Below are 11949 nucleotides of genomic sequence, written 5' to 3'. Positions count from 1 at the left end.
ACCTGGGACGATAGGAGTAATGAGCGTTGCCCCTGAGGAGGTGCGGGTGCCCAGTCGGAACGGTCCGGTCATCGTGGTGGACTTCGGTGCGCAGTATGCGCAGCTGATCGCACGCCGGGTGCGAGAGGCCCAGGTGTACTCCGAGGTCGTGCCGCACACCGCGACCGTCGACGAGATCATGGCGAAGGAGCCCGCCGCCATCATCCTCTCCGGCGGTCCGGCGAGTGCGTACTCGCCCGGCGCGCCGGGAATGGATCCCGGGCTGGCCAAGACCGGGGTGCCCATCTTCGGGATCTGCTACGGCTTCCACGTGCTGGCCCAGGCCCTCGGCGGCACCGTCGAGGCCACCGGTGCCCGCGAGTACGGCCGCACCGAGATCAAGCTGTGCGAGGACGGCGGCGCGCTGCACCGCGAACTGCCCGCGCGGCACCAGGTGTGGATGAGTCACGGGGACAGCGTCACCAAGGCGCCTCCCGGCGCGCTCGTCACCGCGACTTCCGAGGGTGCCCCCGTCGCCGCGTACGAGAACGCGGAGGAGCGCTACGCCGGTGTCCAGTACCACCCGGAGGTGCTGCACTCGCCGCACGGCCAGGAGGTGCTGCGGCGGTTCCTGCACGACATCGCCGGTATCCGCCCTGCGTGGACCACCGCCTCCATCGTGACCGAGCAGATAGCCGCTATCCGCGAGCAGGTCGGTGACGGCCGGGCCATCTGCGGCCTGTCCGGCGGCGTCGACTCCGCGGTCGCGGCCGCGCTCGTGCAGCGCGCCATCGGCGACCGGCTCACCTGCGTGTTCGTCGACCACGGTCTGCTGCGCTCGGGCGAGCGGGCGCAGGTCGAGCGCGACTTCGTCGCCGCCACCGGCGTCCGGCTGGTCACCATCGACGCGCGCGAACGGTTCCTCGGCGCCTTGGCGGGCGTCACCGACCCGGAGCAGAAGCGCAAGATCATCGGCCGCGAGTTCATCCGCGTGTTCGAGCAGGCGGAGCGGGACCTCAAGGCCCAGGGCGATTACCGGTTCCTGGTGCAGGGCACGCTCTATCCCGACGTGGTCGAGTCGGGTGGCGGGGCGAACGCGGCGAACATCAAGAGCCACCACAACGTCGGCGGGCTCCCCGAGGACCTGCAGTTCGAACTGGTCGAGCCGCTGCGACTGCTGTTCAAGGACGAGGTGCGGCGGGTCGGCCTGGAGCTGGGCCTGCCGGAGACGATCGTGTACCGGCAGCCGTTCCCCGGCCCCGGCCTGGGCATCCGGATCATCGGTGAGGTCACCGCCGACCGGCTGGAGACGCTGCGCGCGGCCGACGCGATCGCCCGCGAGGAACTGACCGCGGCGGGCCTCGACCGCGACATCTGGCAGTGCCCGGTGGTACTGCTGGCCGACGTCCGCAGCGTGGGCGTGCAGGGCGACGGCCGCACCTACGGGAACCCGGTGGTGCTGCGGCCGGTGTCCAGTGAGGACGCCATGACGGCGGACTGGACCCGCCTCCCCTACGAGGTGCTGGAGCGGATCTCCACCCGGATCACGAACGAGGTGGCCGAGGTCAACCGCGTAGTGCTCGACGTGACCAGCAAGCCCCCGGGCACCATCGAGTGGGAATAGTGCGCAGGCCTGTTCCATCCTCGGTACGCGCTTGAGCCAAGGGCCCTCCGGTGAACCGGAGGGCCCTTGGCATGAGTGGGTGTGCGGGGGGGGGGGGGCGTCAGCGCCGGCGGCCGCCGCGGAGCGAGGCTCCCAGCATCAGGACTCCCAGCAGGACCGCGCCGCCGGCGAGGGTCCAGCGCAGGTCGGCGGGGGGCAGCCAGGTGGCCCCGTCGGTGAGTGTGTAGGCCGAGACCAACAGCGTGCCGATTCCGATGATCACGGCGAACAGGTCCACCCTCCGGCGGACCGGTCGCTCGGTGGCCGGTTCGGTGTCTTCCCCGAACTGGTAGGGGTTTTCAGCCACGTCGCACCTCCAGGTTGCCCCCGCCCTGCTTGACGTGCAGGGTCAGTTGAAGCCCGCCGGGGCCGTCGGTCCCGGTGTCGAAGCCCGTGATCGCGGGACGGGCCACACCGTCGGTTTCGGTTCCGAGGCAGTCCGCGTTGCCCGCCTGGATCTCGCAGGTGTACCGCACGTCCGCGGTCCGGGGCACGATGATCATGGTCTGCCCGGCGCCGTTGCGGACGATCGTGCTCACCGGGACGTCCGCGGGCAGCCTGGTGAGGTCGATCTCCACATCCCCGGCCGTGTGCTGGTATACCGGTTGCACTTCCGCCGCCGTCCGCGGGATCTCGGTCAGGTTGCCGAACCCGCCCGTGAAGTCCTCCACCGGCACCGCGGTCAGCACGATGCCCGCGATGGACAGCGGAACGGCCAGGCCGATCAGGCCGCGCCCACCGCCGACGAGTCCTCCGGCCACGAGGCCGACCCCCAGCACGCCGAGCACCAGGCCGATGACGTGCTGCCCGGAGAACCACGGATGGTGGCTGCTGCCCAGGGCCACCCCGGCGCCGGCCACCAGCAGGGCGATGCCGAAGGTGGTGATGCCGACCTTGGAACGGCGGCGCGGTGCGCGCGCCCTGGGCGGCGGCGGGGGTGTGGGGGCGGTCTGCGGGTCAGGCAGATCCCAGGCCAGGGGTGGCGCGCCGAGCGGGTCCCAACCCGTGGCGTGGCCGGACGGAGTGCCAGAGGCGGTCTCCGTCGCGGTGGCGCCGGTCGCCATGGAGAAAGACGCGGAGAACTCCGGAGACGCGGTGGTCTTCACCGGCGCCACGGGGCGGTGCTCGTGCCCTCGCGACCGGTGCAGCAGGTACAGCGCGATGAGCAGCAGCGCGAATCCGATCATCCCGCCCCCGCGGAACCACTCCTGCGAGAAGGCCCAGGTGGAGATCGGGAAAAAGGCCAGGCCGAGCGCGACCGTGAGGCCCTTCGGCATCGAGCTGTGGCCCCGCCCCAACAGGGCTTCGGCCGGGGAAACCTCGTCGTGCTCGCCCGGGAAGAACAGCCAGCCCAGCAGGTACAGCGACAGGCCGATGCCTCCGAACAGGGTCGCGGACGCGAGGGCCACCCGGACGATCACCGGGTCGATGCCGTACCGGTTGCCGATGGCGGCCGCGACCCCGGCGATCTTGCGTCCGTGTTCCGGCCGCCGTGGCCTGCTGACCCAGAAGTCCTTGAGAGTTTCCTCGAACCCGCCCAGGCCGGTGGGCTTGGATTCGTCTGCTGCGCCACTCATGCCCACGATCATGCGCCGGGGGCTCCCGCGGCACATCCGGGAACGACCCTGAGATTCACGATCAGGGACATTCCCCGATGGATCCGCCTTGCGGGCATGTGACCATGGAAGAACCATGGAGGACGTGCAGGAGAGGGCCCGCGAAGAGGCCGTGACACACCTACCGCGGGGAGTCCCCGTCACCGGGCAGGCCTCGCGGGCGCTCGCCGAGCCGGAAGAGCCGCCGAAGCTGTACCGGCGCCGGTCCGGCCGGGCCGTCGCGGGCGTGGCGGTCGGTCTCGCCGACCATCTCGGGGTCCGCGTGCTCTGGGTGCGGGCGGCCTTCGCGTTCCTCGCCGCTCTCGGCGGTCTGGGGCTGTTCGCGTACGGGATGCTGTGGGTTTTCGTGCCGCAGCGGCCCGGGGAGGACACGACAAAGCCACCTTCGCCGAAGGAGCGCCAACAGGCGATCGCCCTGCTCGTGCTGGGGATCGGCCTCGCGGTCGGCGGCAGCACCCTCAGCGGGGCCATCTCGGGCTGGTTGGCCGTACCGCTCGCCCTGGCCCTGGTCGGTGCCGCGGTGGTGTGGCGGGAGGCCGACGAATCCCAGCGCGGCCGCTGGCGCAGTGGCGCGCGTTCCGGCGTGGCCCGGATCGTCGGCGGCGGCGGTTGGCAGGCCGCGGTGCGGATCGTCTGCGGGGTGGCGCTGGTGATCACGGGCATCGGCGTGGTGTTGTTCCGCGACAGCAACTTCACCCAGATGCGGCTCGCGCTGATCGCGGTGTTCGCCACGCTGATCGGGGTGGCGGTGCTGACGGTCCCGTTCTGGCTGCGCATGGTGCAGGACCTCGGCGAGGAGCGCCGCGCCCGTATCCGTACCGAGGAACGCGCCGAGATCGCGGCGCACCTGCACGACTCGGTGCTGCAGACGCTCGCGCTGATCCAGAAGCAGGCCGACTCCCCGAAGGAGGTCGCTCGCCTGGCGCGGGGCCAGGAGCGGGAGCTGCGGGGCTGGCTGTACGGGCCGTCGGGCTACGGGGCGGGGAAGGAGACGGCCGAGCAGGACAACGGCGCAGGTGGGCGCCTGTCCACCGCAGTCGCCACCGCATGCGGCGAGGTGGAGGACGCCTTCGCCATTTCCGTGTCCCAGGTCGTGGTGGGGGACATCGACCTCGACGAACCGCTCACCGCGCTCGTCCAGGCCGCCCGTGAGGCCATGGTGAACGCCGCCAAGCACGCGGGTGTGGACGAGGTCAGCGTCTATGCCGAGGTGGAGCCGGCGGCGGTGACGGTTTTCGTGCGGGACCGGGGCAAGGGTTTCGACCCGGACCAGGTTTCCGCGGACCGGCATGGCCTCGCCGATTCGATCCGGGGCAGGATGGAGCGCAACGGCGGCAGCGTCAGACTGCGGACCGCGCCCGGTGAGGGCACCGAGGTCCAGCTGGCGATGCCGGTCAAGGCGAATCAGGCTTAGAGCGGGTTTCTCAGAGGGGGCGGCGTTGAGCGAAGCACCGGTGACTGTCTTTCTGGTCGACGACCACGCGTTGTTCCGTGCCGGTGTGCGCACCGAGCTGGAATCCATCACCGACGGGGTGCGCGTGGTGGGGGAGGCGGGTTCGGTCGCCGAGGCCGTCGCCGGGATCAACCGGACCAAGCCGCAGGTGGTGCTGCTCGACGTGCACATGCCCGACGGCGGCGGGGCCGAGGTGCTGCGCCGGATCCGGCCGGAACTGCCGGACGTGGTGTTCCTCGCGCTGTCGGTGTCCGACGCGGCGGAGGACGTGATCGCGGTGATCCGGGCAGGTGCGCGCGGTTACGTCACGAAGACGATCTCGTCGAAGGAGCTGGTCCGGGCGATCAACCGGGTCGCGGACGGGGATGCGGTGTTCTCCCCGCGGCTGGCGGGTTTCGTGCTGGACGCGTTCGCCGACCGGCCGGGTTCCGCGCCGATCAGCGACCCCGAGCTCGACCTGCTCACCCCGCGCGAACGGGACGTGCTCCGGCTGCTCGCTCGCGGCTATGCCTACAAGGAGATCGCTTCGGAGCTGTTCATCTCCGTGAAGACGGTCGAGACGCACGTGTCGAGCGTCCTGCGGAAGACCCAGCTGTCCAACCGCTACGAACTCTCGCGCTGGGCCTCAGACCGTCGCCTCGTCTGAGGTCACCGCCACCGGCACCGGCTCGGGCGGGGTGGCGGCGACGCGCCCGCGGAGCCGGGTGAGCGCCACCCCGGCCAGCACCACGATCATCCCGGCGAGCACGCGCGGGTTGAGTTCCTCGTGCAGGAACGCGGCGCCGAGCAGCACGGACACCACCGGGATCAGGTAGCCGACCATGGACGCGGCCACGGCACCCTCGCTGGCGATCACCTGGTAGTTGAGGGCAAAGGCGATGCCGGTGCTGAACACGCCGAGTACCCCGACCGCGACGATCGCGACCGGGTTCGGGTGCACCGGGGCGATTCCGCCGGCCGGCATGGCGAGCAGGACGAAACCGGTGGCCATGGTCATCTGGGCACCCGCCAGCGCAAGGGGGGAGCTGCCGGTGTCGGAGAGGAACCGGCCTTCGTAGACGATGACCAGTCCGTAGCTGACCGCGGCCGCGATGCAGGCGAGCGCACCCCAGCTGAGCAGGCCCGATTCCTGCCAGGGCGCGAAGATGAGCACGACACCGGTGAGGCCGAGGGCGAGTCCCAGCAGGCGCGGCCTGCTCATCGTGCGGTCCACCCCGGTCGCCAGCGCGACCAGCACTGTCCACAGTGGAGTCGTGGAGTTGATCACGCCGGTGATCCCGGAGCTGACGGTCTTCTCGCCCACGGCGAACAGCACGAAGGGCAGGGCGTTGTGGAGCAGGGCCGCGACGGCGAGGTGCAGCCACACGCGCGGCCGCGCGGGCAGGCGATTGCGCTGGAGCAGGCAGAGCGTGAGCAGGACGACGGCGCCGAGCGCGACGCGGATGAGGACCAGCTGCACGGGGGTGAAGGCGGTCAGGCCGAGTTTGACCCAGAAGAAGCTGGAGCCCCACATGAGTGCGAGTGCGGCCAGCCGCAGCAGCGTTTTCGTCTCTCCCACCCGCTCAGCTTCGCCTAGCGTGATCGTAAGGACAAGCGAAATAAACTGCAGGAATCATTAAGTAAAACTGTATGGTCGTGGCGGAAAGCGGGCCGGACCGGCCGCCTGACCATCCGCTACTTCGCCACCGCGGGCGCAGCGCTCGTCCCGCCCGCGGTGGTCACGGTCCGCCGCGAGTTCCCCGGCGTCCAAACTGGACCTGAAGGTGCTCGAAGCGCTCGATTCCGTCCCGCTGGTACAGGCCGGTGAGGTGGACGTGTCGGTCATCGTTTGGCACGGACCGCGCGATCCTGCCGAAGAACCACCCCCTGGCCCACAAGCCCGTGCTCGACCTGGCCGACGAGCCGTGGCCGCGCCGAAGGGCGTTGTGTCAAGCGGTTGCGGCGGCCGGAGCCGGTTCGCAGCATCCAGGCCGCGATCGCGGCGCGGGCCAGGGGCCAGCCCGTGGTCCGCTGCCTCGTCGACAACCTCCGCTCGCGTCGCACTGTGCCGTAGCGGCGCGGCCCGCCCGCCGTCGGCGGATGGCTACCTCAGTAGCCGACGGTGAAGCGGCGTTGGATGTGGCGGGGGAATTCGATCTCGTCGAGGATCGCCACGGCGAGGTCTTCGGCCGAGATCCCGGTTGTGCCGTCGGCCCGCACCAGGAGTTGGTTGCCGCCCATGCGGAAACGGCCGGTGCGCTCCCCCGGCTGGACCAGCCCCGCGGAAGGGCTCACGTAGGTCCAGTTCCGGTTGGACAGCCGGTAGAGGTTCAACGCTTCCCGGTGTGCCAGCACGACTTTCACGTACTCCTCCGGAACTCCCAGCGAGTCGGGCAGTCTTTCGGCGAAGCCCTCAACATCCACCAGTTGCAGCCCGGGCCGCACTTCCAGGCTGCCCGCGCCGCCCACCACGATCACGCGCGTCGCGGGGTGCTGCTCGAGTGCCGTCAGCAGGGTACGTGCCGCGGCGGGCAGCGTGCCGGCGTTGGCGATCGTTTCGGGAACGTCGTTGCCCGTGTTGATCGCGTTGACCACCACGTCCAGGCCGGCTATGGCCGCCGCGACCTCGTCCGGGTCCACGACGTTGGCCACCCGCCAGGTCACGGCCCCGGTTTCGGCCGGGATTCGCGACTCGGCGCGGGTGAAGGCCCTGACGCGGTGCCCGAGGCTGACTGCTTCCTCGAGCACCCTGCCGCCGATGACTCCGGACGCGCCGAAGATGCCGATCTCCATGATGAAACTCCCGCTGAGGTGCTGTGAAGTTGATGAACGGCGTGTAGTTACCGCACGGGAGAGAGTAGCCCAACGATGTAAGGTGTCAAGCGTGCAGACCCAGAGCAGGCGGGAGCGGCTGAAGGCGGAAACCGCGCGGGAGATCAAGACGATCGCGCTGAAGCTGATGGCCGAGGGCGGCCCGGACGCCATTTCGCTCCGGGCCATCGCCCGCGAGATGGGCATGACCGCGGGTGCCATCTACGGGTACTACCCGACCCGGGATGACCTGGTCACCACGCTGATCAACGACCTTTACCGCGCACTGGTGGACCGGGTCGAAGCGGCCCGGGACGCCTGCCCCGCCGATGACCCGGCCGCCCGGATCCTGGCCTGGGGAGAGGCGCTGCGCGAGTGGTCGGTCGAAAACCCGCAGGGCTTCCGCCTGATCTACGGCGACCCTGTTCCCGGCTATCGGCCACCGCCCGGCGGCCCCGCCGCCGAGGCCGAGCACCGGGCCTGCGCGGGGCTGACCGGCCTGGTGGCCGCGGCCTGGCTGCACGCCAGTCCACTCCAGTCCGACGGCGACCACACCTGGTCGGACTTCGACCCTCGACTGGTCGAGGAGATCCGCTCGGAATTCCCGGATCTTCCCCCCGCCGCCGTCGCGCTCGCGCTGCGGGTCTGGGGCCGCATGCACGGGCTCGTCTCCTTGGAGATCTATGGCCGCCTCGGCGGCCAGACCCGCGAACCGGCCAAGCTCTACCGGGCCGAACTCCGCGACCTGATCAGATCTCTAGGCCTGGCACCACCGGCCTGAGCCGATTTCGTGCTCAGAGGAACAGCAACTGCGTGATGCCGATGCCGACCGCGGCGGCGACCAGGATCGACGCCACGGTGAGGATCAGGGCACGGATGCGCTCCGGGGTCAGGGTGATCACCGGGGCCTTCGAGGCCATCGCACCCTGCGGGACCATCGGCCCCTGCTGGGCCATCGGCATAGCCACCGGCATCGTCGGCAGTGCGGGCGCCGTCGGCGGGATGAACGCGGTCTGCCGTCCCTGCGTGATGGCCTGGAACGAGACGATGGTGTCCGGCAGCGTCGGCCGGGCCAGCGGATCCTCCCGGAGCAGCTTCATCAGCGCGCCCGTCAACTGGCCTGCGCGCTGCGGCTCCCGCAACGGATCGGTGCCGTTCTCGCCGTACGGCGGGACGCCCTCCACCGCCACATACAGCGTCACGCCAAGGGAAAAGACGTCCGAGGCGGGCGTGGCGGGGCCGCCGAGGGCCACCTCCGGCGCGCGGAACGCCGGATGCGGCCCGGGACCGGTGATCCCGACGTCGGTGACCTTCACGCCGCCGTCGTCGGCGAGCAGCACGTTGCCCGGTTCCAGCGCGCGATGCACGATCCCGAGCTGGTGGGCGGCCATCAGGGCCGAAGCCAGCTGGCCGCCCAGGAAGGCCGCCTGATCCGGGGTGAGGGTGCCGTGCTCGGAGAGGAACGTGGTCATGTTGCGGGACGGCACGAACTCCATCACGAGCCAGGCGTCGGGCCCTTCACGCACCACGTCGAAAACCGTGATCACGCAGGCGTGCAGTACGCGGGTGGCGGCACGGCCCTCCTGGACGGCCAACTGGGCCGCCTGCTCGGCCTGCGCGGGATCGAGCCCGGGCGGCGAGTAGATCCGCTTCGCCGCCACCGTCCGGTTCAGGAGAGTGTCGTAGGCGAGCCAGACGATGCCCGCCCGGCCATGGCCGATGGGCTGGTCCAAGCGATACCTGCCGCCGACGACTGAGCCCTCAGTACCCACAACCACCTCTCGTCGTGCGGACGGCCACCGGAGTCGCCGCCCACCCTACTTGTTCCGCGTCACGGCAACGGAAACGGTGCCATCAGCCGTTCGAAGACGAAGAGTTCGACGTAGTCGGCGTGTCGCTGGACGACGGTGTGGACTGCTTCGAGCTCGGTGAGCTGGGTGTGCTCTTCTTCGACGAGCTCGAGGTGTCCGAAGAGGGCGGGTCCGACGCACTGCTGTGCTTCGACGAGGACTCGGAAGACCTCGACGACCGCGTCGGAGATGAGCCCTCGGTCATCGAAGCGGTCGCGCTCTCCGTGGTCTCCACCGACGACGAGGCGCCCGGCACCGGCGTGGTCGACACGTTGCCGGTGGTGTTCGTGCTGCCGCCGCCCTTCGGGCCGCTGAACAGCCAGATGCCCAGCGCCACCAGTCCGATGAGCACCACCGCGCCGATCGCCGCGGGCACCTTCCACTTGCCGGGCTGGTCCTCTTCGTCCTCATCGGCGGCGGTGCGCCGCGGCGGCGGAGGCGGCTCTTCGTCGTACTCGTCGTATCCGCCCGGGGCCACCCGGGTGCCGCGGTCGTAGTCGTCCTGCGGATATCCGCCTGCCTCGTAGGCGTCGTCCGCGTAGTCGTCGTCGTACTCGTCGTAGAAACGGTCCGGCGGCGGGGTGGCCCCGAGCGAGCCGCTGAAGGCACGGGTGGCGCCGGGACCGGCCGCCGCCATGCCGAGCGTGCCGCCGGCGGGCGCGATCTGCGTCTCCGCGGCGGGGCCGCCGAGCGGGGTCTCCCCGCGCGCCACCGCGGCCAGCAGCTCCTCGGCCTCCTCAGCGGTCGGGCGGTGCTGCACCTCGGGATGCAACAGCACGGCGAGCACGCTGGCCATCGGACCGGACTGCCGAGGGGGATTGATCTGCCCGGCCGCCACCGCGTGCAGCAGGCTCAGCGTGTTCTCGCTCAACCCGAACGGCGGCTGGCCCTCACAGGCCGCGTAGAGCGTCGAGCCCAGGGAGAACACGTCCGACTCGGGGCCAGGGTCGCCGCCGATCGCGACTTCGGGCGCGAGGTAGGCCGGAGTACCGGCGATCATGCCGGTCTTGGTGACGGTGACGTCGTCCTTGGCGCGGGAGATGCCGAAGTCGGTGATCTTCACCAGGCCGTTGTCGGCGAGCAGGATGTTGCCCGGCTTGATGTCGCGGTGCACGATGCCGACCGCGTGCGCGTCCTTCAGCGCGGCCGCGATCTGCGCCCCGATCCGCGCCACTTCCAGCGGCGGCAGCGTCTTCCGGTCCCGCAGCACCTCGGCCAGGCTGGTGGACGGCAGGTACTCCATCACCAGGCACGGATGGCCGTTGTCGTCGGTGACCACGTCGAACACCGAGATGGCGTTCGGGTGGTGGAGCCGGGCCGCGATCCGGCCCTCGCGCATCGTGCGCTGCTTGGCGTCTTCCGCCTCGTGGTGGTCGAGCCCGGGTTGAAGGAGCAGCTGTTTGATCGCGACCGTGCGGGCGAGTAGCTCGTCGTGCGCCTGCCACACGGCGCCCATGGCACCGGACCCGATCTTGCGCACGATCCGGTACCGGCCGGCGACCAGGCGACCCTCGTCGCTCACGCGACCTCCTTCGGGGGCTGCTTACAGGGCGCGACAGCATGCCGCACGCCAGGAGCGTATGCACATATCGCGGGCCCATGGGCCGGATTACCCGAGACCAGCACCGTCAAGGCTAGGGCGCTCACTCTGTGCACATACAGGTGGCACTCTTGGGAACGGCCTGTGGTCGCGTGCTACAGCTGCTCCGCAGAGAGCAGCTGCGCCTGGGAGATGACGTTGGGAGCGTTCGACGCCAGCGTCAGTACCTGAGTGACCCGCAGTTTCGTGCCGTTCCGCTGCACCACGCCGACGACCGCGCGCACCGAACCGTCGGGCTGCACCGAGGTCTGCTCGACGTGGATCTCCTTCATCGAGGCCCAGGCCCGGATCAGGCGGCCGGGCTCGTTCCCGGCGAGGCTCGGCACGAGCATGCTCAGGGCGTCCTCGGGCTGAGGAGAGCCCATCCGCTGGTAGAACTCGGCCACCACGGCCAGCTTCCCGGCGGGGCTGTCCGCGGCCTGACCGTCGGGCCGGGTCTGGTGGGTGGCGGCGACCGGGATCTGCGGGGCGAGCACCGTGTTCCCGTAGCCGTCGAGCGGAGCGGTGGCGGTGGACCCGGTGTCGCCACCCGTTATGAAGCCGCCGAGCGCGGCGGCACCGGTGATCGGCGGCGGGGCGGAGGTCGCGCGCCCGGAATCGGCAGGACGCCCGCGGGTCAGCAGCGCCGACGCCACGACGGCGCCGACCAACAGCGACGCGGCCGTGCTCAGCCCGGCCAGTTTCGCGATCTTCGCCAGCCTGCTCTCCGGTTCGCGGGACGCGGCGCTCCCGTCGACGTGGAGCCGGGACGGCGGCAGGAACTTCCTGGACTCGCGGACCGACTCGGTGAGGTACTCGCTTTCGACCAGCTCGAGGGCGAGATCCTGCGCGGCGAGCAGGTCCTCGACGGTGAGGGCGTCCGGCGCCTGCCGGGACCGCCGCCGATCGTGCACGACTCTCATGGCCTCTGTTTCGGTTGATCGGGTTGTCTGCTCGTTCATCAGCGAACCGCGTCAAGTCGTTACCGGCCAGCTTTCGTCGGTGGACTGACGTCAGCG

General features: G+C 70.6%; 11 protein-coding genes. 4 read left to right on the top strand and 7 right to left on the bottom strand.

What is annotated here, in order from left to right; all coding sequences use genetic code 11:
* Nucleotides 1–19 precede the first annotated feature (19 nt).
* Complete coding sequence (gene guaA / locus ORV05_RS29830; protein ID WP_407652600.1) at nt 20–1603, top strand: glutamine-hydrolyzing GMP synthase; 1584 nt, start codon at nt 20–22, stop codon at nt 1601–1603.
* A gap of 100 nt (nt 1604–1703) precedes the next feature.
* Here the strand turns inward: guaA and ORV05_RS29825 are convergent, their stop codons facing one another.
* Both ORV05_RS29825 and ORV05_RS29820 read right to left on the bottom strand, forming a co-directional pair.
* Nucleotides 1704–1949, bottom strand: a complete 246-nt coding sequence (locus tag ORV05_RS29825; RefSeq protein WP_268755285.1) for a hypothetical protein — start codon at nt 1947–1949, stop codon at nt 1704–1706.
* Entirely contained in the window at nt 1942–3219 is a 1278-nt protein-coding gene (locus ORV05_RS29820; protein ID WP_268755284.1) for a PspC domain-containing protein, read from the bottom strand. The genes ORV05_RS29825 and ORV05_RS29820 overlap by 8 nt, the downstream gene beginning before the upstream one ends.
* A gap of 115 nt (nt 3220–3334) precedes the next feature.
* On the opposite strand from ORV05_RS29820, the gene ORV05_RS29815 reads away from it, so the two are divergent.
* Entirely contained in the window at nt 3335–4672 is a 1338-nt protein-coding gene (locus ORV05_RS29815) for an ATP-binding protein (RefSeq protein ID WP_268755283.1), read from the top strand.
* 25 nt (nt 4673–4697) lie between these two features.
* Nucleotides 4698–5357: a response regulator gene (locus ORV05_RS29810; RefSeq protein WP_268755282.1), complete on the top strand. Its 660-nt coding sequence runs from the start codon at nt 4698–4700 to the stop codon at nt 5355–5357.
* Here ORV05_RS29810 and ORV05_RS29805 read toward each other — a convergent pair.
* Both ORV05_RS29805 and ORV05_RS29800 read right to left on the bottom strand, forming a co-directional pair.
* A complete protein-coding gene (locus ORV05_RS29805) occupies nt 5337–6269 on the bottom strand; it encodes a DMT family transporter (protein ID WP_268755281.1) in 933 nt (310 codons plus the stop codon). The two genes, ORV05_RS29810 and ORV05_RS29805, sit on opposite strands and share 21 nt — an antisense overlap.
* Nucleotides 6270–6799: 530 nt before the next feature.
* Nucleotides 6800–7483 carry an NAD(P)-dependent oxidoreductase gene (locus ORV05_RS29800; protein ID WP_268755280.1) on the bottom strand — a complete coding sequence of 228 codons (684 nt, stop codon included), beginning with the start codon at nt 7481–7483 and terminating at the stop codon, nt 6800–6802.
* Between the two features lie 91 nt (nt 7484–7574).
* Here ORV05_RS29800 and ORV05_RS29795 point away from each other — a divergent pair, with 91 nt between their 5' ends.
* On the top strand, nt 7575–8282 hold the full coding sequence (locus ORV05_RS29795) for a TetR/AcrR family transcriptional regulator (protein ID WP_268755279.1): 708 nt from the start codon (nt 7575–7577) through the stop codon (nt 8280–8282).
* Between the two features lie 13 nt (nt 8283–8295).
* Here the strand turns inward: ORV05_RS29795 and ORV05_RS29790 are convergent, their stop codons facing one another.
* The 3 genes from ORV05_RS29790 to ORV05_RS29780 form a co-directional block, all read right to left on the bottom strand.
* Nucleotides 8296–9273, bottom strand: coding sequence for a serine/threonine-protein kinase (locus ORV05_RS29790; protein WP_268755278.1), 978 nt, complete (start codon nt 9271–9273; stop codon nt 8296–8298).
* Nucleotides 9274–9355: 82 nt separating this feature from the next.
* Nucleotides 9356–10873, bottom strand: a complete 1518-nt coding sequence (locus tag ORV05_RS29785; RefSeq protein WP_268755277.1) for a serine/threonine-protein kinase — start codon at nt 10871–10873, stop codon at nt 9356–9358.
* Nucleotides 10874–11046: 173 nt separating this feature from the next.
* Nucleotides 11047–11853, bottom strand: a complete 807-nt coding sequence (locus ORV05_RS29780; protein ID WP_268755276.1) for a hypothetical protein — start codon at nt 11851–11853, stop codon at nt 11047–11049.
* Between the last annotated feature and the right edge of the window lie 96 nt (nt 11854–11949).

The organism is Amycolatopsis cynarae, from assembly GCF_026802195.1.
GTDB lineage: Bacteria > Actinomycetota > Actinomycetes > Mycobacteriales > Pseudonocardiaceae > Amycolatopsis_E > Amycolatopsis_E rhizosphaerae.
This window is presented reverse-complemented; position numbering and strand designations above follow the sequence as displayed.